At 48.7% G+C, this 23,419-nt stretch carries 21 protein-coding genes; 9 read left to right on the top strand and 12 right to left on the bottom strand.

Translation table 11 applies throughout. From position 1 onward, the window contains the following. Window positions 1–87 precede the first annotated feature (87 nt). From EZJ49_RS03980 to EZJ49_RS03965, 4 genes are all read left to right on the top strand, one after another. Window positions 88–1,089 carry a diguanylate cyclase gene (locus EZJ49_RS03980; RefSeq protein ID WP_262554552.1) on the top strand — a complete coding sequence of 334 codons (1,002 nt, stop codon included), beginning with the start codon at window positions 88–90 and terminating at the stop codon, window positions 1,087–1,089. 43 nt (window positions 1,090–1,132) lie between these two features. After that, window positions 1,133–2,173, top strand: a complete 1,041-nt coding sequence (locus tag EZJ49_RS03975) for a cation diffusion facilitator family transporter (protein ID WP_262554551.1) — start codon at window positions 1,133–1,135, stop codon at window positions 2,171–2,173. Continuing rightward, window positions 2,142–2,849, top strand: coding sequence for a tRNA (guanosine(46)-N7)-methyltransferase TrmB (gene trmB / locus EZJ49_RS03970; protein WP_262554549.1), 708 nt, complete (start codon window positions 2,142–2,144; stop codon window positions 2,847–2,849). The genes EZJ49_RS03975 and trmB overlap by 32 nt, the downstream gene beginning before the upstream one ends. 107 nt (window positions 2,850–2,956) lie before the next feature. Further along, window positions 2,957–3,262, top strand: coding sequence for a hypothetical protein (locus EZJ49_RS03965; protein WP_262554547.1), 306 nt, complete (start codon window positions 2,957–2,959; stop codon window positions 3,260–3,262). A 9-nt stretch (window positions 3,263–3,271) separates the two neighbouring features. On the opposite strand, the gene EZJ49_RS03960 is transcribed toward EZJ49_RS03965, so the two are convergent. Together EZJ49_RS03960 and EZJ49_RS03955 are read right to left on the bottom strand one after the other, a co-directional pair. After that, window positions 3,272–5,749 (bottom strand): delta-60 repeat domain-containing protein, encoded by a 2,478-nt coding sequence (locus EZJ49_RS03960; RefSeq protein ID WP_262554545.1) that lies wholly within the window; start codon window positions 5,747–5,749, stop codon window positions 3,272–3,274. Between the two features lie 146 nt (window positions 5,750–5,895). Then, window positions 5,896–6,186 (bottom strand): 2Fe-2S iron-sulfur cluster-binding protein, encoded by a 291-nt coding sequence (locus tag EZJ49_RS03955; RefSeq protein WP_262554544.1) that lies wholly within the window; start codon window positions 6,184–6,186, stop codon window positions 5,896–5,898. A gap of 109 nt (window positions 6,187–6,295) precedes the next feature. On the opposite strand from EZJ49_RS03955, the gene trxB reads away from it, so the two are divergent. From trxB to EZJ49_RS03935, 4 genes are all read left to right on the top strand, one after another. Then, window positions 6,296–7,240: a thioredoxin-disulfide reductase gene (gene trxB, locus EZJ49_RS03950; protein ID WP_262554542.1), complete on the top strand. Its 945-nt coding sequence runs from the start codon at window positions 6,296–6,298 to the stop codon at window positions 7,238–7,240. A 7-nt stretch (window positions 7,241–7,247) separates the two neighbouring features. After that, on the top strand, window positions 7,248–7,745 hold the full coding sequence (locus tag EZJ49_RS03945; RefSeq protein WP_262554540.1) for a response regulator: 498 nt from the start codon (window positions 7,248–7,250) through the stop codon (window positions 7,743–7,745). Between the two features lie 176 nt (window positions 7,746–7,921). Further along, window positions 7,922–8,662: a hypothetical protein gene (locus tag EZJ49_RS03940; RefSeq protein WP_262554538.1), complete on the top strand. Its 741-nt coding sequence runs from the start codon at window positions 7,922–7,924 to the stop codon at window positions 8,660–8,662. Beyond that, complete coding sequence (locus EZJ49_RS03935; RefSeq protein WP_262554536.1) at window positions 8,649–10,391, top strand: S8 family peptidase; 1,743 nt, start codon at window positions 8,649–8,651, stop codon at window positions 10,389–10,391. Before EZJ49_RS03940 ends, EZJ49_RS03935 begins: the two co-directional genes overlap by 14 nt. A 13-nt stretch (window positions 10,392–10,404) precedes the next feature. Here EZJ49_RS03935 and EZJ49_RS03930 read toward each other — a convergent pair whose 3' ends face one another. From EZJ49_RS03930 to EZJ49_RS03905, 6 genes are all read right to left on the bottom strand, one after another. Further along, window positions 10,405–11,535 (bottom strand): hypothetical protein, encoded by a 1,131-nt coding sequence (locus tag EZJ49_RS03930; RefSeq protein WP_262554533.1) that lies wholly within the window; start codon window positions 11,533–11,535, stop codon window positions 10,405–10,407. A gap of 237 nt (window positions 11,536–11,772) precedes the next feature. Next, entirely contained in the window at window positions 11,773–12,630 is an 858-nt protein-coding gene (locus EZJ49_RS03925) for a PilZ domain-containing protein (protein WP_262554531.1), read from the bottom strand. Window positions 12,631–12,681: 51 nt separating this feature from the next. Beyond that, entirely contained in the window at window positions 12,682–13,650 is a 969-nt protein-coding gene (locus tag EZJ49_RS03920; protein ID WP_316963673.1) for a dipeptide ABC transporter ATP-binding protein, read from the bottom strand. Beyond that, a complete protein-coding gene (locus tag EZJ49_RS03915) occupies window positions 13,650–14,642 on the bottom strand; it encodes an ABC transporter ATP-binding protein (protein WP_262554529.1) in 993 nt (330 codons plus the stop codon). Before EZJ49_RS03915 ends, EZJ49_RS03920 begins: the two co-directional genes overlap by 1 nt. Before the next feature lie 104 nt (window positions 14,643–14,746). Then, entirely contained in the window at window positions 14,747–15,409 is a 663-nt protein-coding gene (locus tag EZJ49_RS03910; RefSeq protein ID WP_262554526.1) for an HAD family hydrolase, read from the bottom strand. A gap of 6 nt (window positions 15,410–15,415) precedes the next feature. Beyond that, window positions 15,416–16,078 carry a hypothetical protein gene (locus tag EZJ49_RS03905; protein WP_262554523.1) on the bottom strand — a complete coding sequence of 221 codons (663 nt, stop codon included), beginning with the start codon at window positions 16,076–16,078 and terminating at the stop codon, window positions 15,416–15,418. A 254-nt stretch (window positions 16,079–16,332) separates the two neighbouring features. On the opposite strand from EZJ49_RS03905, the gene EZJ49_RS03900 reads away from it, so the two are divergent. Then, window positions 16,333–17,382 carry a hypothetical protein gene (locus EZJ49_RS03900; protein WP_262554521.1) on the top strand — a complete coding sequence of 350 codons (1,050 nt, stop codon included), beginning with the start codon at window positions 16,333–16,335 and terminating at the stop codon, window positions 17,380–17,382. Here the strand turns inward: EZJ49_RS03900 and EZJ49_RS03895 are convergent. The 4 genes from EZJ49_RS03895 to EZJ49_RS03880 are packed head-to-tail and all read right to left on the bottom strand — an operon-like array spanning window position 17,363 to window position 23,298. Then, a complete protein-coding gene (locus EZJ49_RS03895; RefSeq protein ID WP_262554519.1) occupies window positions 17,363–18,169 on the bottom strand; it encodes a hypothetical protein in 807 nt (268 codons plus the stop codon). The genes EZJ49_RS03900 and EZJ49_RS03895 overlap by 20 nt on opposite strands. Window positions 18,170–18,190: 21 nt before the next feature. After that, window positions 18,191–21,388: a DNA polymerase III subunit alpha gene (locus tag EZJ49_RS03890; RefSeq protein ID WP_262554517.1), complete on the bottom strand. Its 3,198-nt coding sequence runs from the start codon at window positions 21,386–21,388 to the stop codon at window positions 18,191–18,193. Beyond that, window positions 21,372–22,694 carry a hypothetical protein gene (locus tag EZJ49_RS03885; protein ID WP_262554515.1) on the bottom strand — a complete coding sequence of 441 codons (1,323 nt, stop codon included), beginning with the start codon at window positions 22,692–22,694 and terminating at the stop codon, window positions 21,372–21,374. Before EZJ49_RS03885 ends, EZJ49_RS03890 begins: the two co-directional genes overlap by 17 nt. Further along, window positions 22,642–23,298: a recA protein gene (locus EZJ49_RS03880; RefSeq protein ID WP_262554512.1), complete on the bottom strand. Its 657-nt coding sequence runs from the start codon at window positions 23,296–23,298 to the stop codon at window positions 22,642–22,644. Before EZJ49_RS03880 ends, EZJ49_RS03885 begins: the two co-directional genes overlap by 53 nt. Between the last annotated feature and the right edge of the window lie 121 nt (window positions 23,299–23,419).

Genomic DNA, 23,419 nt, shown 5'->3' with positions numbered 1-23,419 from the left:
TCCGCCTCTGGTCTAATGATTAGAAAATCGTCTAAATAATTCCCAGAATTAACCGATCAGTATCTCAAACGTTACACTGGTATGTAGATGAGTTTTGAAGTCAGCCCTAAACAACCTAAAAGTCGCCGTATCCTGGTGATCGACGATGACAAAGACAGCCTGGAGATTCTCCTGGAGCCTTTGCGTTGGGAAGGCTATGACGCTCGTGGTGTCACGACCGAAGCTGAAGCGCACAAGCTGATCGAATCCTGGATTCCTCACATTGTGATTCTTGACTGGATGGCGCCGTCCATGGCGGGTTTGCGGGTTTTGAAATCCGTGCGTGAGCGCCTGTCTCACGTTTCCTGCGTGTTCGTGTCAGAAAATTCCAGTACCGAGGCGATCATCGAGGCTCTGGACTCTGGAGCCGATGACTACATTGTAAAGCCCTTTGTGCCGTTGGAGCTTTTAGCGCGCATTCGTTCTCAGTTGCGTATTCGTGACTTGCATGAACAACTTCTGTTTGCCAATGAAAAGCTGAAAGAGCTTGTTGATACGGATGATCTGACGGGTCTGTATAACATGCGTTCGCTGTATCAACGTCTGGACTTCGAGATGGAGCGTGGACGCCGCTTCCATCGTGATGTCTGTGTCGTGATGATGGACATGGATTATTTCAAAACTGTGAATGACGGTCATGACCACTTGTTCGGAAGCTATGTGCTGTCCGAAGTGGGCAAGATCATTCGTGCCAATACCCGTAATATCGACATTCCAGCACGCTATGGTGGTGACGAGTTTCTGATGGTTTTGACAGAAACCAATCATGCTGGTGCGATGTATTTCTGCGAACGCCTGCGTGAGAACATTGAAAAGACAACCTTCCGTAATGGGGAAGACTCCATGAAGTTGACAGCGTCACTGGGGTTTGCCATTACGATTCCGGGTGAAAATATCAGCGCCCGTGAGCTGGTTCGTCGTGCCGACCATGCGCTTTATGAATCCAAACATGCGGGCAGAAACCGTGTGGCGTTCTACAAGCCGGAAACGGCTCCGGTGGTGGAGCTGAAGTCTGCTGCCGCCATGAAACGTCGTAAGGCCGCAGGCTAATATCTATTGACCTTCCCGGGGGGATCTACGAAAACCCTCTTATATGCAAAAGACAGCTTCTAATCCTTCAGACAAAATCCGTTCACGTGCCGCCTGGGTTTCAGCGATTGCAAGTGTTTTGATTTTTGCCTTGAAGATCACCGCATATAAAGTGACCGGTTCTGCGGCCGTGCTTTCCGATGCCTTGGAAAGTATCGTGAATGTTATTGCCGCCGGGGTGGCTCTTTTTGTGATTCGTTTTGCCGCTCAACCAGCAGACGAGGATCATCCTTATGGTCACGGCAAGGCGGAATTTTTCTCTTCAGCTTTTGAAGGGGGCATGATCTTTTTTGCTGCGATCATGATTATCGGCGAAAGTGCGAAGGCGCTGCTTTTCCATGAACCACCGCAAAAGCTGGAAACGGGTTTGTTGATCGTGGCCGGGGCCGCAGTTCTGAATTTAATTCTGGGGCTTTATTTAAAGACGGTGGGGGCTCGTCACCGGTCCGATGCTTTAAAAGCCAGTGGGGCTCACGTTTTATCGGACGTGTGGACCACGGTGGGAGTGATGGTTGGTCTGGGGCTGGTGCTGTTGACCGGAATCGAGTGGCTGGACCCGGTGATTGCGATTGCCGTGGGGTTGCAGTTGGCCTATTCGGGTTTTCAGATTGTGCGCGAATCACTGGGCGGCTTGCTGGATGCCCAGGATTTGGGGTCTTTGGAGCTTCTGGCGCAGGCCTTGCGCAAAAATCGTGTTCCGGGAATTATTGATATTCACCATCTGCGTGTGATTCGCTCGGGGCGTTTCCATCACGTGGATGCACACATGGTGGTTCCGGAGTATTGGGATGTGGCTCAGATTCACGAGATGACTCAGGGGTTTGAAGCTCGCGTGGTAAAAGATTATGAGTTTGACGGCGAGCTGGCTTTTCATTTGGACCCTTGTAAAAAATCCTTTTGTGTTCAGTGTGATGTGGCCCAGTGCCCGATTCGTTTGCAGTCATTCCAGTCCTTGCCGGAGTTCTCTGTGAAAAGCTTGACCGATGACCCGGGTCCGACTAATCAAGGGACCCATGACGACTCAGGCTCCAAGAAGACAAATTAATATCACTAAAGACCTTCCAAACCAGAATGCCTACACATTAGCCTTGAATGGGGAATATTCCCATGTGGCTTTTGATGAGCTGCGTGCGCCGCTAAACAAAGGCAAATGGCGCTCAGATGTTTTTAAAGCGGATGCCAAAATGCCTATGGATGTGGAGGTGGGCACTGGGAACGGGACGTATTTTGCTCATCACGCAAAAACCCATCCTGATCGTTTGTTGGTGGGGCTGGAGCTGAAGTACAAGCCATTGATTCAGACAATCCGTCGTGCATTGAATGCCGGTTGCAATAACGCGGCGATCACGCGTTTTCATGCCTTCAATATTGACGAGCTGTTTGAAGAAAATGAAATTGATAACGTGTATATTCACTTCCCAGATCCGTGGACTTCCCCGAAGAAGCCGAAAAACCGTTTTGTCTGCAAACAGAATTTGGAAATTTTGTACCGTCTGCAAAAGCCGGGGTCTTATATCAACTTTAAAACGGATTCTTTGGTGTATTTCCTGTGGGCGATGGATGAAATTCGTCAGTCTCCGTATGAAATTGTTTTTGAAACTCAGGATCTGCACAATTCAGAAATGAAAGATCAGAACTTTGAAACGGCTTTTGAAAAGATCTTCCTGCGTGAAGGCATCAAGATCAATTTTGTCCGCCTAAGAAATAATCGCACTGTCTAGAATTACACGGCCGCGCCTTCCCGGGGCCGGGTCCAGCGTCATCTGACAGGTTTCGGACTTTTTTAATATAAAAGACTACACTATAGGCCTCGGTCAAAGGGGGCTATATGAAAGCATTTGCTTTACTGTTCGGCCTGAGCTTGGGGCTGGCGCTGGCCCCGGATGCAACCTTGGCGGCAATTACCAAAGGCTCTGATTATGTGATTCCGGCGGAAGAGTCGGTGTCCACCATGCGCAGTTCCGCGCTTCCCTGCTACAGCCGCAGTCAAAAGAGCGTGGGATCACGGGCACGACTTTCCTATATTGAAGGGGAGCGTTGTGCTTTACCCAAACCCACAGAGGCACGGCGGTTGGATCGCCTGGATCACGAGCCTGACGATCCGGGAATGCCTTTTAAAAAACGTGATCTGTAGTTAGCTGGGTTATCTGTTTCCATCTTTGTCATAGCGAACCACCACCGCATCGGTGGCGCTGCCGCCGGAGGGCTTTTCGCCAGTCACCAAAATGCCGTCCTGTGCAAGCGGAACTATGAATTTAAAGCGCAGAAATTCTGCATCCATCAGGTAGCCCGCATTGGCGAACGAGGTGTCGATGCTTCCGTCGGAATTAAGTCTGACGATGACCCCTTTTGCGTAGTCTTCAGACCCCGCCAAAAGCCAGCGCCCCAGAGAGTCCTGAGCCAGCGCCGTCAACATGGTCAGAGTGGGAACCGCCACAGCAAGCGACCCGCCCGAACCCCAGTTCGTGTCAATGGTGCCGTCCTTGTCCATTTTAAGAATGTATTTTTCTTCGGCATTGTAGGTTGCATAGAACAAAGAAATATTTTGTGCGGAATCCAGATGGATTGACATGAACTCGTTTTCAGATGTCATGCCGAAGGTCGTATAACCTGTGCCGTTGAAAGATAAATCCAGCGTGCCGTCACTTAAGAAGCGGATGGCATAGACATCATCGTAACTGTTTCCCGCCACCAGCAGATGACCATTTACAAAGGTGGCAGCCAGAGGCCACATTTCCAAAGATGTAATAAGCTGGCCGTCACTTCCGAATGTGGCATCCAGAACACCGGCGCTGGTGAATTTTGTAATCAGCAGCTTGTCGGCGTCAGCTCCGCCCCATAGCTGGCTTAGAACAAAAAAATTGCCTGCGGTATCAGAGGCGACAATCCCCATGGACAGGGCTTCAGGGGATGGAACTGTCACTATACCCGTGCCATTGAAAGAGGTGTCTAAAGCCCCTGAGTCTGTGACTTTAAGAATACGGTTTTCAGAGGTATATGTGGCCTCGTTTCCAACTAACATGGAAATGTAGAGACCACCGGAAGGGCTTGCGACAAAGTTGGCATCTTCTATAAATTCATAGTTATTTCCGTAGTAACTGAAGTGCCCCTGCATCCCGAAAGAGCTTTCTAAAGAGCCATTATGTTCTTTGGAAAGAAACAGCGCACGCTCTTGGAACATGGTTCCTAAAATGAAGACATTGTCGTCGTCTTGCAAGGATCGTTTGATTTCCTCGTCAGAAGAAACCAAAATTTTTGGCCATAGAACACCGGCAGAGGCAAAGTTGCCATCCGGACTGCCATCGGGCTGAAGCTTAAGAATAAACAAACTTGATGAACTGGTGGTGCTAAAACTGTTGCCATAAACATAGATATTGTCGGTGTCATCCACGATCAGATCCGTTGCGATAAGGGTGGATTGTGGGTGACGCAACTTGAAGTCATCCAGCTTTAACAAACCGGCTGTGCCGAAGGTTGCATCTAAAGTGCCATCGGGAAAAAGCTTGATCAGGCGTAAAAAAATGTCATCAGCACCGACATCGCTGCCCAGAACGATCAGTTCTTCATCTGATGTGAGGGCCAAGTGATCGGTGTATGCAATGTCTGCCCCCAAAGCCAAGAGCCCATTGGTGGCAAAAGAGTTGTTCCTTGTGCCATCGCTGTTCAGGGCAATGACGAAGGGGCCAGAGTAAGCGCCACGCCCCAGGCCATAGATAATGCCGTCGGAATTGACAACGACTGCGTGCAGGCGGTCAAAGTGTCCAAACTCACCCTGAAAGGAATCTGCAAGCATGCCGTCCCCGGAAAAAGAAGAGTCCAAAGAGCCGTCCAAGTTATAGCGAACCACTGTGAAGTAATTGCGACCAGACTTGTTGCTTCCGCCGACACACACAAGTTTTTGGTTGCTCTGTATGGTACAGTCCTGAAGGTCTTCACCCGATGATGTCAAAAAATCTGTCTGAACGATGCCATTGGTCCCGTAGGTTGTATCCGGGGTTCCATCCGCCAGATATCTGGCGGCAAAAATATCGCGAACACTTCCGTTAATGAAATCTCCGGCAATATATATTCGATCCGAGGAATCCACTCCGATCCACCGTGCAAAGTAGATGGTGGGGTCCAGGGAAAGCTTTAAAATTTCTCCGTTATTAAAGCTGGTATCCCGTTGGCCCTGATTATTTAGCTTTTCAAGTGCGACATGATCGGTAAGAGCAACGCTGTCGTAATGGTTTCCCAGTCGCAGGATGTGGGTTCGCCCTTGGTTGGAAGCTGAATGCACCAGATAAAAATAAGCCTCTTCACGCTGGGATTCGCCGTTATGAAGAGGTGCCGCTGCGCCTTGAGCGGTTATCTTTTTAAAATAGACATTGTCCACAAGCCTGCTGGAAAAAACCAGATGACCGTCATTGGTCATCATGAGCTGCCGGGCATCGGCACCACCTTCGGGATAGTTTGCGCGAACGTTGAAGGAAGAAATGGCAGGAATCCCAGGATTGTCTCCGCCGGGAGGGGTGAGGGAGGGCTGGCCGTTTGAGACCAATCGAATCAGTTGGGCGTCTATTGTACAGCCCGTTATATGGAAGCAGAATAGTGTGAGGACCAGTACGTACAGATGATTCATACTCCTCCAGGTCTTATTTTTATCGGCTTGGCATTGGAGCTGCTAAATAGAAAACACGAGGGTAAGACACCTTTTTTCGATGGAAAGATCTTGTTGTGATCTGAGGAGAAGTTCCAGTCTGAAACAGAACCGGAGGAACCCTGTAATTACCAATACGAGGCATCCACGGTGATGTCGCCCAGAATTTGTGTCTGACAGCTGATGCGGACATCTTTGGGAACGTTGTTGGTTTCGCGCAGGAAGCTTTCGGTTTCATTTTCGGAGGTCAGATTTTCTTTTCCTTCAACGATCACGATTTTGCACTTTGCGCAAACGCCATCGCCATCACAACTGGAGGCCACGGGAAGTCCCGCATCAAGCAAGGCCGTCATAAGGACAGTTTGCGAGGGAACCTCAATAGGCGCGTGAATGTTCTTTTTAAAGGAAATCAGGGGCATAGGCCGATTGTAGCTGACGCAGCCCAAAACGTGCAAAGAACTAATGAAAAGGGTCCTATTTGTTGATAGCCTTTGAGCGTAATTCCCGACCTATTTGTGAGGTAAAACTATGACTGAAGATCAAAAAGTGGAAAATGTCATTATCATCGGCTCCGGTCCTGCGGGACTGACATCGGCTGTTTATACATCTCGTGCAAACCTGAACCCTTTGATGATTGAGGGCGAAGAAGCCGGTGGCCAGTTAATGACCACAACCGAAGTTGAAAATTTTCCTGGATTTGAACACGGAATCACAGGCCCGGATCTGATCACTGTTATGAGAAAACAGGCAGAAAGATTTGGCACGCGTTTCATCACCCGTAACGTGACGAAGGTGGATTTTTCCCAGCGTCCGTTCAAGGTATGGATCGGTGACAAGCTTCATTTGGCAAAATCCATCATCATTTCCACGGGTGCCAGTGCAAAGTATCTGGGCTTGCCTTCGGAAAAGACCTACGCGAATCGCGGGGTTTCGGCTTGTGCAACTTGCGATGGTGCGTTTTTCCGTAATCAGGAAATTGGTGTTGTCGGTGGTGGTGACACGGCGATGGAAGAAGCTCAGTTTCTGACTCGTTTTGCTTCCAAGGTTTATCTGATCCACAGACGTGATCATTTCCGTGCCTCCAAAATCATGGTGGATCGTGCATTGAAAAATCCAAAAATTGAAGTTTTGTGGAACACGGAAGTGGCTGAGGTTTTGGGTGATGGAAAAAGCATGACGGGTGCGAAAATCAAGAGCACTGTCGATGGTGCTGTCAAAGAACTTCCGATCACCGGTCTATTCCTGGCCATTGGCCATAAGCCCAACACAGACCTTTTCAAGGGAATGCTGGATATGAATGAGACAGGCTATTTGATCACCCAGCCTAATACCACTTATACTAACATTCCAGGTGTCTTTGCGGCTGGAGACGTGCAAGATCATGTGTATCGTCAGGCGATCACGGCGGCAGGCACAGGGTGCATGGCTGCGATTGATGCAGAAAGATGGCTGGAAGCCCAAGAGTCTCACTAAGGAATGTATGAAGGATAAAAGAATCAACACCAAGGATCTGATCGAAAAGATCGAGAAAATGACCAAAGCCCGCATCGCTTCTCAGGAAGTGGTGCCTTTGGATCAATTCCGTGAAGCGAAGAAAAAGCTCGACCCCAAAATCATTCTGGTTATTGAAGATGACGAGACAATGCGTTTGGCGATGAAAAGAATTCTGGAAAGCGAAGGCTATGTAACGAAGCTTGCGGCTGACGGAACAGAGCTTTCCACGGTGCTTGATGATCATCCGGTGGATTTGATTCTGATGGACGTGGGTTTACCGTGGGTGAATGGTTTTGAACTGGCGCAGTTGCTGAAAGATCACCGTGATCTGAAAAAGATTCCATTGGTGTTTGTGTCTGGAAAAGCTTCTGAAGAGGACATGAAAAAAGCATTTGAACTGGGCGCTGACGACTACATCAAAAAACCTTTCGATGTGGAAAAGCTGAAGAAAACAGTGGAAACACTGCTGAAGCTGAATCCATAAGTCCTGCGAAATAGATTTTAAAAATCAAAGCCCCTGCCGGAAACGTCAGGGGCTTTTTTATACAGACCAAAGTTTTGTCTCGGAATGGGATTCCACGCTGTCTCCATACTTTCCCAATAGTTCTTGCAGAAAATAGTGATCGAAGCTGATTTTTCCAGATAGAATTAAAAGGATTCATGACACGTAAAAGCACGTACCTCTTCATCGCTATTGTCGCCGGTTTGGTGGCGTTGAGCTTGTTCTTTAAAAAGGATCAGGAGCCCACGTTTGCGGAATCTGTGGAAGAAGCCGCCGCCGTTGTGGAGTCGTCTGATCCGCAAAGTGAAGATGAAATCGTGCTGGCGACGAAGCCTTTAAACAAGACCCAGGTCACAGAAATTCCGTCCCATGGTGACAACACCGCTGCGCAAGCCCGTCGTTTGCATTTGCCGCAAGAAAAAGCCGTCGCAAACAAAGTGACACCGACCTCCCGACAACTTGCCCAGTCCTCCATGCTTTCAGGAACCTCCTGGAAAGTGTGGGAGGGAATGACAGCTTATCCGAAGTCAGCCGGTCCCCGCGCGGACGCTGTGGCTGAGGTCAGCGGGTTTTATCTGGTGCCGCAAGAAGGCTTGCGTCCTGATGAAAGAAATTATTCCAATGCCCAGCCGATGATTGTCTATAACGAGCGCAAAAATATTGCGGGTGTGGTGACGGGCAGTGTTCAGATCACTTTACGCGAGGGTGCGGAAATTGACCCCGTGCTGGAGACTTTCGATCTGAAAGTCGTCGGGCAGCTGCCGGAGATTCGCACCTATTTCGTGACGTCCGCACAGCAGCCTTATGATTTGTTTTCCTTGAAGGATCGACTGGGCAGTGAACCCGGGATCAGTGATGTGCGTTTGGAGATTTTAAGCAGGCAGTATGAAAAGTTTTAAAAGAAAAGCAAAAATCTATCTGCCGTTGCTGATGGTTGGTGCCGTCATCGGTTTGCTTTTTACCAACTGTTCAAAACAGGGGTTTGATGCTGCCGTTGCCGAAATTCAAAAGGGCGATGATCCGTTTCTGGGATATGCCTGGCATATCAATAATACCGGGCAGTCGGTATTTGCAACGTCGGGCAGTGGCGTTGTTGGGTTTGATCTGAATATGCTGAAGGCCTGGACATCGGGTCTTTCAGGTTCCGGTTTAAAAATCGTTGTTTCTGATGATGGCATTCAGGATGCCCACGAGGATCTTAAAGATAACTTTCTTTATGGTGTTTCAATCAATTACCATCTGTCCACTCCGACAGGTGCAAATAATGCTCCTCCGAACTCTGTTGATGATAACCACGGGACGGCAGTGGCAGGGCTGATCGCCGCGGTGGGTGGCAATGGCGTGGGAACCAAGGGTATTGCCTATAAGTCCAAGTTGATTGCCTATAATCTTCTTTCCAGCAATGTGGCGCAATTAGATGAGCGTATTGGTCAGCAGGTCACGGGTGGATATGATATTTATAATATGAGCTGGGGCAGTTCTCAGAACAATCTTCCGGTCCCAGTGGCGGTGTGGGGCACATCCCTGGTTGCTGGTGTCACCAATGGGCGCGCGGGCAAGGGCTCCATTTATGTAAAATCCGCTGGCAATGACTTTATAGTCAAATGCCACAACTCGACGACCACTTACTGTGTTGGTAATGCGAACTTTGATCCTGACAACAATATGCCTTACACCCTGATGACCGGTGCTTTAAATTCAATGGGGGAAGTGGCCTCTTATTCTTCACCGGGGGCGAATTTGTGGGTGTCCTCTTTTGGGGGGGAGTTTGGTGATGATTATCCGGCAATGATCACTACAGACCGAAGTGGTTGTAGTGCAGGGTATGCCCAGACTTTGAATTCAGGGAAAGTTGAATTTGAACGCGGCAGTGATGGAAACTCCAAATGCAACTATACGACGACCTTTAACGGAACTTCTGCGGCGGCTCCTGTTCTTGCCGGGGCCATTGCTTTGATTCTGGAGGCCAATCCGAATTTGACCTGGAGAGATGTTAAATACATTTTGGCAAAGACCGCTGTGCAGGTCAGTCCGAATATGTCGAATGTGACCAGACATCCTTTCTATAATTACCCGGGTGATGCATCGAAGAATGTGCGCCTTCCGACGGGGGCTATTTGGGAAAATGCCTGGGTTACGAATGCGGCAGGGTTTAAATTTCACAACTGGTTTGGATTTGGCCGGGTGAATGTGGATGCCGCTGTCGCATTGGCCAGAAACTACAGTTCGCCTTACACAGCGGGACCGTCGGTCATTGGCTTTTTGATGAACTCCAGTCCCAGCCCGAATGCAATTCCTGACTATGATGCCGCGGGGATTTCCAGCACGCTGTCTGTGGGGACCAGCCTGCGTATCGAAGCGGTGCAGGTGCAGATTAATATCTCTCACAATAATATTGCGGATTTGGGGATCGAGCTGATTTCTCCATCCGGAACCAAGAGCATGATTGTGAACATGCGCAATTCACTGACGGGAATTGCCGGGTTCGATAACGATATTTTCCTAAGTAATGCTTTCTTCCATGAACGATCCAACGGCACGTGGACTTTGAAAGTTTACGATGGGGCCAGCAATGATATCACCGGTACATTGAATAGCTGGGGTGTGAAAATTATCGGAACGCCTTAAGGTGTGTCTGTTTTTAATTTCCAATAAACATAGATGAGATGCAGCGGGTTTCCAGATTTCCCGGATAGAAGGACGTGGAGCCCACGCGGGTGAATTCCTTTGTGCTGGCGTTGAAGGTGAATTTTTCAATGTTGTACGGAATAGAGCCGGTTGTGAGGTTCGTGGCGATGGAACCTCCGGTGGCGACATACAGGCTCTTTGTCGCCGGGTCGTAGGTCATTGCCGAAGCCCCATAGATCACGCTTGGAACTTCGTAACCTTTCACCTCATCGCTGATCGTGTTGGCTGTTTCGTCGATATCATAAGAATAAATGGAGTTCTGCATGGATCCGTTGGTGCCGGCATAGCTGACCACGGCGCGACCGGTGTCTGTCATATAGACGGAAGATGTTGGATAAGCTGTTAAAGCCGGAGCGGCCTGACTGGCAAGGCAACCCGTGGTGCCGTTCCAACCTGTTTGGCCATTGATGATTCCCAGTCGATTGTTTGCGCTGGAGGCATTCTGGGAATGGGTATAAAGGATGTTGTACCCCAAAGTGTTGGAGCTTGTAGGATAAGTCGCCAATGAAGTGATATTGGTGACCGATGGACTGCATGCACCACCTGGTCCCTGCACCCAGGCACTGGTGCCAGTGCCTGTTTCGCGGGCTTTGCCAGTATCAAGTTTTTCAATCGCGGTGGAGCGGCTGATTAGCAATCCATCAATTGTTTTGAAAATAAAACGGGCGGCCGATTGTAACGCGCCAAAGGGGGCCGCCGTTGAAGTGTTGTTATAATAAGTCTGTCTTTCACCGGAAAGAGCTTTCTTGATTAGCTCTATTCGGCGCTGACCTGTATGTTCCAGCAGAACCAGAAGATGCTCGGAATCATAGTCAGAAATTCCCACCGGGGTTGTGCCGGGGGCATCAAAACCAGTTGTAAAATCGGCGACTCGTCCTTCGTATTGAGCTGTTTCCAGATTCAAGCGGAAGATAACATTGGAAGACGTTGTTGCAGAATAAGTTGTATTACCTGTCCCGGAATAGCAAAGACCACTGGCCACATACAAATAGCGGGGCTTGGCTGCTTCTTCAACCTGTGGCTGACAGGCAGTCAGAAGGTTTGCCGCGACTCCAATAGCTACAACGTTTCTCAAGTGACTCATGGGCTCTCCTTGCCGAGTTCTCAAAATAAGATATCGGTGATTGTTAAGAGTCCTTGATTGTTTTTGAAGAAAACTAGTCTAAATGTACCGTTAAGATACTTTAATATAATAAAATCTCTGGAATGCTTCTTATTCAAATATGAAATGAACAAAACATAGCGGTAAGAAATCCGACAAAAGTCGAGAGTGGGGATTCACAGAATCCTCTTTTGGAAATTGAATTTTGATGGGTGAAGATTATCCGGCGTTTTTACGAACCTGATCTTGATAGGCGACGTAGGCCTTCAGCAAGGCATCCAGACGCAAGGTCATGGCGACGTCCTGCTCGATAAACATCAGACGGCGTGGATCTGTCAGATCACCCACGATTTTTGCTCTGAAAAGCAGACGAGCTTTGGCCGGGTCCGGCTCAAAAGGATTTACGATAATCAAATCAAACGGTTTATTTAGGAAGTCTTTGGGGATTTCATCCTCAAGCATTGTTCCGCTTAGGGAAATATCCTTGGAATAAGTTCTGAATGAACGGACTTTGGAAACCAGCACAACTTCGATTTTGAAATTGTGACGGGGATCGCGACGACGGTCAGAACCTTTGGGTTCGGCCTTGGCTGCGGCCACGGGAACGACGTCCGCTTCTGCCTGAGCGACTTTCTTCGGCTTGGGCATTTCGGATTTGTCTTTTTTGATTTTGTTCAGATCCAGATCGTCGCCGTTGAAATCCTTGGCATGGTAGCCTCCGACTTCACGATGTTTTAAAGGCATGTCGCCCACTACCACTTGTGTATATTGACTGTCGCCCTTGGTAGCCGGGGCATTCTTGGTTGCAGTCAAAGTGTGTTCCTGATCTTCGCCCGGCAGGCCCGGTATGTCCCCTGGCTTTGGCGGTTGAACAATCACGAAGTAAGTCTGATCTGATTCAAGGAAGTCCTTGATGGAAAGCCAGCCTTCCCAGCCGGGTGTCCACAGGAAGAATTTTGTATGATTTTCGACGGCGATGGAAAGAATCGTCACCTGTGCCTGAACCACAGACATAGGCTTTGTCTGTGTCTTGGTTTCGGCATCATAGATAATCCAGATCTTCCCCTGCGTCTTCATGAACTCCTCAGTATGTACTAAGGAGTTTATCGGAAAAAATTGGTTACTTCTTTACACTCGGATGCACGAAGCGATGTGATCTTTTGATTTTGCTTCCAGAGACGGGACGATAGTCTTGCAATCGTCAATCGCCATCGGGCAGCGCGGGTGGAAATGACAGCCGGAAGGCGGGTTTATTGGGGACGGAACGTCGCCAGTCAAAATGATACGCTCTTCTTTTTTACGCGGATCGGGAACCGGGATCGCGGACATCAGGGCTTTGGTATAGGGATGTTTTGGATTCTTATAAAGCTCTTCAGAATCCGCCATCTCAACCACTTTACCCAGATACATCACGGCCACACGAGTGGAAACGTGTTCAACCACTTTCAAGTCGTGCGCAATGAAGATGTAAGTCAGGCCCAGTTTCTGTTGCAGTTCCATCAGCAGGTTGATCACCTGTGCCTGAATGGACACGTCCAAAGCGGAAACCGGTTCGTCACAGACGATCAGTTCCGGATTCACTGCCAAGGCACGGGCAATGCCCACGCGCTGACGTTGGCCGCCGGAAAATTCATGCGGATAGCGGTTCAAATGTTCACGGCGCAAACCCACCAGATCAATCAGTTCATGAATGCGATCCAGACGTTCTTTGGCTGTGGCATAAAGATTGTGAATGATCAGAGGCTCTTCCAGAATCGCGCCGATGGTCATGCGTGGATTCAAAGAGGCAAACGGGTCCTGGAAGATGATCTGAATTTTACGGCGCATTTCACGAAGCTCTTCGCCTTCGATGTGAGTGATGTCTTTGCCGTTATAGATGATCTTTCCGGAGGTGGTGTCATGCAGACGCATCAGGCAGCGGCCCAATGTGGATTTTCCGCAACCGGATTCACCAACCAGCCCCAGTGTTTCGCCTTTGTTGATTTCAAAGGACACGCCCTGAACCGCTTTTACGCTGGCCACTTCGCGATTGAAGATGCCACCGTGAATGGGGAAACTTTTTACCAGGTTTTCAACTTTTAACAGGGGAGTGCTCATTATTTCGTAACCTCGTCAGACAAGGGGTGGAAACAAGCAACCTTATGGATGCCGCGAAGATTTTCAGTGGATGGATAAGACTGACGACAGTCATCCTGAGCATAAGGACAACGATCCGCAAAACGGCAGCCCTTCGGAAGATTGTAAAGACTTGGAACCATCCCTTTGATGGTTTTCAGCTGATCCAGCTTGTGACCGGTTTCAAAGTGCGGGATGGAATCCAGCAAACCACGAGTGTATGGATGCTTTGGACGATAGAAGATGTCTTCCACAGTGCCGAACTCAACCACGCGGCCCGCATACATCACGGCCACTTCGTTACACATCTCTGCCACAACCCCCAGATCGTGAGTGATCAGGATCATGCCGGCATTGAAGTCTTTTTGCAGTTTGCGCATCAGATCCAGAATCTGTGCCTGAATAGTTACGTCCAACGCTGTTGTCGGTTCATCGGCAATCAGCAGTTCCGGATTGCAGGAGATCGCCATGGCGATCATCACACGCTGTCTCATCCCGCCGGAAAGCTGGTGCGGGAATTCATGGAAACGTTTTTCAGGAGCCGGAATACCCACGATACGAAGCATATCGATCGCACGTTCGCGGGCTTGAGCTTTTGTAAGATTTTTTTGGTGCAACAGGATGGCTTCTTCGATCTGATCGCCCACGGTATAAACCGGGTTCAGGGAAGTCATCGGTTCCTGGAAGATCATCGCGATTTCGTTACCGCGGATCTGTCTCATGCGGTCATCAGACAGTTCCAGAAGGTTTTGACCCTTAAACAGGACTTTGCCGGAATCGATATGTCCGGGCTTTTGGACAAGGCGCATAACTGAAAGGGAGGTTACGGACTTGCCGCATCCAGATTCTCCAACGATTCCAAGTGTTTGGCCTTTTTTGACGTTAAAGGAAACGTCGTCAACAGCTAGAAAAGTGCCTTCGTCCGTTTTAAAGCGAGTCTTAAGATTTTGAACTTCTAAAAGAATGTCGTTCACCGGAGACAACCCCCATTATCAAAAAGCTTTCACCTTATATAGTCCACGCCGCCCTGAGGCAAGCCCACAAAGGGTGCATGGCTATTTTTTACGGCAAAGATGCGTCAAGCTTTTAGGGGGATTTTCTTCAGCAGAGCCGACAGATCCTGATAGTGATCCAGAACCGCCAGAGGCTCATATTCTTCAAGTATATGTCGGGCCGTATAGCCAAAACCGATTGCGATAGAGCCAACACCGGCTCGTTGGGCTGAAAGCATATCCGGAGTTCCATCGCCGATCATCAGGGTGTTGCCGGGATGACGGTCCGCCAGACCCATCATTGTGCGCAGGGGCAGTGGGCTGGGCTTTCTTTCCTCCAAAGAGTCGGCCCCAAAGATATTCACCCAGGGAAAGCGCTGCAATCCCAGATGATGAATGATGGCTTTGGCGGGTTCTTCATTTTTGTTGGTGATAATGGCGATGGGTCCCTGATACTGACTTAGAAAATTTTCGACGCCCGGATAAATACGGGTTTTATTCAGCATTTCCTCTTCATAGGTGCGCAGAAATTCCATTTCCAGACCGATGATGTCACCGGGTTCCAGATTATCGTCTTTAAATAAATCGGCGATGAGTTTTTTGATCCCCTCGCCGATATGAGAAATAATGGTGGCGTCACTTAAAACGGGTTTCGAGTGATTCGCCAGTGTGCGATTGACCGCTGTGATAATGTCAGGAGCGGAATCAATCAAGGTGCCATCAAGATCAAAGACAAGAAGAGGATTCATAGCCCCCTATCTTGCCGACTTTATGGTTATTCGACAATCAGGAGCTTGCGGGGCAACGGCAGCAGCGGATTTAACTGTTGTCGTTTGGGCGTGAGGATTCCAACCCAACTGAAGGTCGATCATGTACATGTTCACCATCTCGCCAGTGTTGTTGGTTTCTGTCATGGCACGGCCACCGACACGAGCCAGCCAGCCTTTGGCGATAGAGAACTCTTTCAAAGCCTGCAAACCGATGAACTGAGCGTCACCTTGGGAAGCGGCATACGAAGAACCCATTTCAAAAAGGTGATTTGCCACCAAACCGGCCTGCCATGCATTTGCGAAACGATAGCGTGCTGCCAGCTCAAGACTGGAACCTGTCGCAGCTGTGTCTTTCGCACCTGATTGAGAGAACTGTTGATTGGAAATGCCGAAGCCAGCATCAAATACATACGGTTGCGCCAGATAGTAAGAACCCAGCAGTTTCAAAGAAACCGGCGTGCCTTCAACCGGAACATTGTCATTGTTGCCAGTGTAACCACCACCGAAACCAATGAATGGCAACAGACCTTGAGGTGCCATTTCAACAGATTCCTTGGAAAATTCCAGGCTGCTTGAGTTGACGTTTTGATCAGCAAAACTGTTCAGAGATAGCATAAGCAAACTTGCCAGCACGATAGTGGACTTCATATAAAACCCCTTTGTTTAGTGGCTTGGTTATCCGGGTGACAGGGGTTTCTGTCAATGCGTGCAACAAGGGGTTATGACAGAATTGGTTGCAAATTCATCGGAAACAGTCTTTTCCGAGGTTGATTCATTTTGAGACGCCTTGCTGGCCCTGCATTTGCTTTTCTTATTCGCGAAACGACGAGCCCTCGTTGGGTCCGTTTTCAGACGAAGAAGTGACATTTTTTCGTCGTCATGCGTATAAAGAAGGAGCAGTTATGAAAAAAATCAGCCTTATTCTTGCTGTCAGCTTGGGACTTGCCGCCTGCGCCCAGAGCGATTCCGATTATGCGCGAAAATATCGCACCCAAAAAACTGAACAAGGTAAAGCCGAACAAACAGCTCCGGCCGGAAAAGCCATCACCATGTGTGACAAGCCTGCCGTGGTGATCTGTGAAGGCCTGAGTAACATGGGAACCAAGGCACAGGCGGAGCTTGCGAAGAACGCTTTGGATGCTTTAAAGAAAGAGCACAGCCTGAGTGAGGACTTTGATGGCTCACCAGCCAGTTTTGCCGCCTTAAATGAAGAACAAAAGGCTTTGAATTTGGATGCTGAGCTTCTGAAAAAAGCCGATGAAGGTTATCAGATTCTTTATAAGTATGATGACGATGTGACAGAAGCTGCCGAAATCGCCCGAACCACTTTGATTGAGGTGGTTGAACGAGAAAAGGAAATGTCTGAAGACGACAAACGCCACCTGTTTAGCATCATCAATACATCTTTGGTGTTTTCCGTCACGGAAACCCTGACCAATCATTTTACCTTTAAAGATCAGGTGCTCACCAAGCTGAAGGAAACCTGCGGTTTGGATGGCGGAAAAAATGCATCCTTTTCGATTGTTCCCGGTGGTGGCCCTAACGGGGTCATCACAATTTGCCCGGGCCGTTTGCTAAGAAGTGCCGGGGCTGCCAAAGAAGACCGTATTATGAGTCTGGTATTTGATTTAAGCCGTGAAATCGCTGTACAGATGAGTCTGCGTGGAGTGAAAGCTGATGACAGCGCCGTGGCTTGTCTGACCGGTGGTTCACTGGATCAGGAAGGTGACAGAGCTTTAAATGCCGACAAGGTTCATGCGGATTTGTGGGGCTATAAAGTTGTCAATACGCTGTTGAAGAATGAAAAAGACATTGAGGCTAAAAAAGCCAAAGCGAAGAAAGCCTTCCGCAGTCTGTGTCTGGACGGCAAGGAAGAAGAACGCATCCTGAATTTCTTTAAGCTGGATACAACGGGAGTTAACTTGTCCTGCTCTAACGGCCCTCGTTGCTAATATAGGCTTCGACGTTCATTTCTATGGAATAATCTTTGGAGGCCTCTTTTAAAGGGGCCAGCATCCAGTTCCAATCCTTGATTTTTGTGAATCCGTCAAAATGCACGGGGTAAGAACCTGTGTAAGTGACTTTGCCTTCCGGGTCGCGATAGGTGACGGCACGATCTGTATAAACCAGTTTTCTTCCTTTGCAGGCGCGAAGGTTTTTCAGATGAATTTCACCATAGGCGGTGCAGATTTCATCTTTTTCCTCAAGTATCAGATTTTTACTGGTGTATTTTTCCAGTGCTTCCATGGGTAATAAAGCCAGTTGTGAAAGCAGATTTCCGGACACAATCAGATCAGCTTCAAAATGGAAAAGCTCTTTCTGTGAAAGATCCTGAATCAGGTTTTTCAAGTCTTGCAGGGACTTTAGCTTTTCCAGCTCTGCCAAAGAGCCCCCCAGATCCAGAGTGACCAGCTTCAGGCGGGAATTTCGTTTGGCGGCCCAGTGATGTTTCAAAGGATGAACCACATCCACCAAAGTGATGGATTCAAAGTTATTCGCCAGCAGATGCAGTGGGATCTCATGTAAATGGGCACTGCCCAGCACAACCACGGATTTTTTCTGCGGCAGATCCTGAATCGTTTGCAGGAAAATATCCTGACAGTTTTTCAGATGCGGAAGCCAGACTTTTTCACAGCGTTCATAGCGATGCTTTAAAGAAATCGAATGGTATAAAAACCCGTATTTCTTTGCAAGGGGAGTGGCCGGGGTAAAAATCATTTCAATGGCTTCGCGAATCATGCCGGCACCATAGCATCAGCTTTAGGTCAGTGGCAACACTCTCTCCGCCCGGATATTGGTGATCCCGCCGACTTTTTCAAGATGCCCCTGAATTTCCAGTAAGGACCGCGTGTAAATTGTGGGCCGGTACTTTTGATAGATTTCCGGATGAATGACGATATTCATAAAGCCAAATTCATCTTCCAGCGTGATAAAGCACATTCCTTTCGCGGTTGGAGGTCTTTGCGTGATGGATACCAGACCGGCTACGCGAACTTTGGTTTTTGTCTTAAATCTTTTTAAGTCATCAGAATGCATATAAGGAATATATCGCTGTGCAATCAAAGACTGACTTTTCCCATGCAGGTAAGAACGCAGGATGGAAATCGGATGAGCCTCCACTGAATAACCTTTGCTGTCATATTCCCGGCGCAGGCGATCCCAGTTGGATTCAAAAGGCAGGTGTTCCGGTTCATCCTCGTCATCGCCCAGTTCAAACTGTTCTTTAGGGTGTCCCCACAGAAAGCTTTGCTGATCCAGACTTAAGCTTTCCAAATGCCAGATCAATTCACGTGTGTTGGTGTTAAAGGATTCAAAAGCCCCGGCAGCAGCCAGCTTTAGCAAAATACTGCGTGGCAACTGTGTGCGTTGGATGAAGTCCGTTATGTCTTTAAAAGCTCCATCCGTCTTTCGTGCCTGCTCAATTCGCAGGGCCAGTGGGGCAGGCAGGCCGTAAATGGATCTTAAGCCCACACGCAGGATATGGAAATGACCGTCTTTTTCCTCTAAGGTGTAATCATAGTCTGATGTCTGCACATCCAGTGGTGCCACCTTCACTCCGTTGCGCTGGGCTTCGCCGATAATCGTGCGAGGTGCATAAAACCCCATCGGCTGGCTGTTCAGCAGGCAGCAGGTGAAGACGTCAGGATGATGGCATTTCAAATAGCAACTGGCATAAGTTAGTAAAGCAAAGCTGGCCGAATGGCTTTCAGGAAAACCATAATTGGCAAAACCTTCCACGGTTTTATAGATTTGTTCGGCGTATTCAACACTGATGCCATTTTTGGCAAAGCCCGCCTTCAGGCGCTGTTCAACACCGACCATGGTGATTTGCTTTCTCCAGGCCGAAGACATGACTCGGCGTAATTCATCGGCCTCACCGGGTGAGAAATCGCCCACGGCCACGACCATCTTCATCACCTGTTCCTGAAAAATCGGAACACCCAGGGTTTTTTTCAGAATAGGTTCTAGCTTGGGGTGTGCATATTTGATTTTTGTCGGCTGGTTTTGGCGCAGTTTCAGGAAGGGATGAACCATCCCCCCTTGCAAGGGCCCTGGGCGGATCAGGGCAATTTCAATCACCAGATCGTAAAAGTTTTTAGGCTTCATGCGTGGCAGGGTGTTCATCTGAGCTCGGGATTCGATCTGGAAAACCCCGACGGTTTCCGCCCTTCCGATCATTTCATAGGTTTTTTCTTCATCCGGGGGAAGGGTGGCAAGACTCAGGTCTATATCCTTGTGTTGACGAAGCAGATCAAAACATTTACGCAGACAGGTTAGCATTCCCAGACTAAGCACATCAATTTTCATCAGACGCAGACAATCCACATCATCTTTGTTCCATTGAATGACATAGCGTCCGTCCATGGTGGCTTTTTCCACGGGCACCATTTCGGTGATGGGATCTTGCGTGATCAGGAAGCCACCGCTATGAATCCCCAGATGACGTGGAAACCCCCGCAGTTGTTGCGCCAGTGCCAGAAACATTTTCCACTGTTCCGGGTTCAATCCAAACTCTTTGGAAACTGCCGGGTCCAGCAGGCGACTGATTCCATCACGGCCCATGAACTTGATCATGGCGTTGATTTTCGCCAAAGGAATGCCAAACACCTTGGCTGTTTCCCGAATGGACATGCGCGAACGATAACGAATCACCGTGCACACCATGGCGGCATGACGTTCGTTGTATTTTTCATAGATATGCTGAATCACTTCCTCGCGGCGGCTGTGCTCAAAATCAATATCAATATCCGGGGGCTCCCGGCGTTCGCGGGAAATAAATCTTTCAAACAAAAGATCCATCTGAATCGGATCAATGGCCGTCAGGCCAATGCAAAAACACACCACTGAATTCGCAGCGGAACCACGGCCCTGATACAGGATATTTTTACTGGTCGCAAAGTCGCAGATTTCTTTTAAAGTTAAAAAATAATCTTCGTATTGCAGGTCTTTGATCAGATTCAGCTCGTATTCAATCTGAGTCAGAACCTTTTCCGGAATGCCGCCAGCATAGCGCTTTTCCGCGCCTTTGTAGGTCAGATCCCTTAAAAGTTCCGAAGAGGTCATGCCTGCGGGAAGTGAGGACGCCGGATAGCGATAGCGAATTTCATTTAAGGAAAATTCAACCCGTTTGGAAATCTCCACAGTTTTTTCCACAAGATCCAGACGGTCCTGCCATAGGTATGAAATATCCTCCATGGACTTCAGACAGCGTTCACCGTTTTGAATCAGTTTGTTTTTGGCTTCATCCAAAGTGGTGTGGTGTAAAATGCAGGTAACCACGTCGAACAGGGGCTTTCGTTCGACAGAGTGCATGAACGGACGCTGGGTGACGAACAGCTGGGCCTGATACTTTTCTTCCAGGGCGAATCCCTGCTTGCAGAATTCATGTGATTCCCAGGTAAGATCCCGCCACAGGGGAAGATAAAGCCGGTTGTCGAAGATTTTTTCCAAACGTTCATAGCGATCATCACTCCAGGGGGGGATGGCCAGACATAAAAGATGCTGATTGTATTTTTCAATCTGTTCCAGACTAAGTTTGGAAAAACCCTTGCTGGCCTGACGTTTTCCCAAGGTCAGAATTTCACAAAGATGGGAATAGCCCTGCTTGTTCATGGGAATCAAAACCAGTGAGGTTTCATCCGTCAAAGTCAGCTCAGTGCCGATCAGATAATGAAAATCCTCTTTGGCTGCAGGAAGGGTGGTAAAGTGAGACGGGGATTGCGCGGCCTGAAAACCGCGAACCACGCCGTAAAGACCATTTAAATCACACACTCCCAGACCGTTGTAACCCAGCTCCATGGCCTTTTCGACCATTTCTTCCGGGCTGGAGGCGCTTTGCAGAAATGAAAAATTTGTTCGACCGATCAGCTCTACAAAACCCCGGGCTTGAGGCAAAGGTTTTGCGGGAAGATTTCGGGAGGGGCTGATTGGTAAATTTTTATTAGTCAAAATACCCATGCAAGTAAACCTGTGAATTTATGCGATCTTTGAAAACCCACAGAAGCTGACCCTGATGCGAGAGTGCAAAGTAATAATCTCTGTTTTTTAAATCCTGAACTGATATCTGCCACCATGCTGATTCGATCCGTTCACTGGGCAGTGAGGACACAAAGCGCAACTTCTGCACCTCTGCGGCTGACAGGGGTTGAGGCTTTTCCAGCAGCAGGGACGGTCGGGGACTTTCTGCCAGCCCTTTGGCATAAACTGATTTGATCTGCAAAGCCTGATCCTGCCTTTCCACCAGATCGCGGGGATTGAAGTCCTCGGGCCAGTCGGTGACCAGCCGGAAACTTTGTTCCGGAAAATGGCTGGCTTCCATTTGCAGAAAACCCATTTCACACTGGGACTGTTTGGCGAAACTGATCAGGCGACGCCAGCGGTCCTCACTGCTATCGCGCGGTTCAAAGAAATCCAGCTGTTGAATTTTTTCCGGCACATCAAACAGGGAAATTTCAAATTCCCGAATCGGATTTTCCAGAACCTGCTGTTCCAGTTTTTTGAAAAGCAGATCCTCAAACAGATTTTGATCACGGGTGGGGCTGACCGGTTCAATCGACAGGCTGTAGCGTTTGTCGGAATATTCACAGTGCAAAACCACATCCAGACGCTGGGCATGTCGCGACAGTCCCAACAGCCGTGCAAACAAAGTGTCCAAATGCACTTTCATACGCGCCATCAGCAGGGGCGCAGATCCTATGGGATCATCCAGGTAGCCATAGCCCACAAGAGGGTCGCGAGGCACAAGAGGTGAAATGATCTGAGCGTCCTGAGAATGCAGACGATTCCAAAGTAAAACACCAAAATCCCCCCAGCGCTCCCGCAGTGAATTCAGACGGAAATTTAAAACATCCTCCAGCCCATGAACACCCAGCGTGTGGAAAAAATCAATCATGTGCTCGACAGGTTTTTTTTGAGCCCACGGGGACAGTCCTTCCAGATCCTTCAGGGCATCCAGTCCCAGCCCTTTGAAACTTTCCTGTTCTTTCCCGCGCAGGGACACATGTGACGGACGCCACTTGGCCAGCATTTGGGCTGCCGGAGCCGTGTCAGCAATGGCGGCCGAGGCGTCGGCTGAAAACTTTCCGGCAATCTCCAAAGCTTTTTCCAGACATCCCAGTTCGCCGCCCAGCAGGTGCTGAGTGGTGGTGATATCCACAAAAATAAAATGAGGAAAACGGAACTGCACGCGTGGACTTAACAGTAAAAAAGCTTCAGCTGAGGAGCTTTCTTGCGGTGTTTTTAAATTGATGCATAAAGTTCGCATGGATCATACTCCCGGCCATATTAAACGGTGTTGGACGATGAAGGGCGCGTTGAATGGTGATGAAGTCGCGCTGAAAATGAATCATCAGACTGAATAAAGGGTTTACAAACTTGCTGGCTTTTTGATTTACAAAAACCAGTGCCACCTTGTGCAGACGGCAAAGACGTTTCAACTTCTGCAACTGATGATTTTTCAGAAACATATCTTTCAGGTTGCAGCCGATCACTTCAAACAGTGCGCTGGTGATCAGTTCTTGCAACAACCAAAACAGTTGTTCCTGATCTTTGGGCTCTTTCACCACCAGCAGTTTTTTTAGATTGATCTTATAGTTGTTCAGATGTGCGGGGAAAAGCTGGGTGTCGCCATTGATCCATGCAGCCCATTTGTTCTGGGAATGGACCCCTTGAACAATGCGTATCCACAAAGATGTCGCGCCGGTGCCCGGAGCCCCTTGCAGAAGACTCAAGTCTCCTTGAGGTAATCCTCGCCACAGCAGAAAATCATCCAGCACGCGGACCCCCGTGGGAAGCCCCGCAGGAGGTTGCAATTGGTCGGCAGAGACAAAAGGAATGTTGGCCAGTTCGGGAAGGGCAAGGGTGCTCATACGCTCTCCATTTACATATAAATTACTATGTAAATTATATGTAAGTAAAGGGCGTATTTTAAATATGGACCAAAGTTAGTGTTTTATAAATATAAAATAAAAACAATAACTTATGAAAACA

The sequence above is a fragment of the Bdellovibrio bacteriovorus genome, assembly GCF_025558485.1.
Classification (GTDB): Bacteria; Bdellovibrionota; Bdellovibrionia; order Bdellovibrionales; family Bdellovibrionaceae; genus Bdellovibrio; species Bdellovibrio bacteriovorus_G.
The sequence above is the reverse complement of the archived record's forward strand: the minus strand, read 5'-3'. Positions and strand labels throughout refer to the sequence as shown.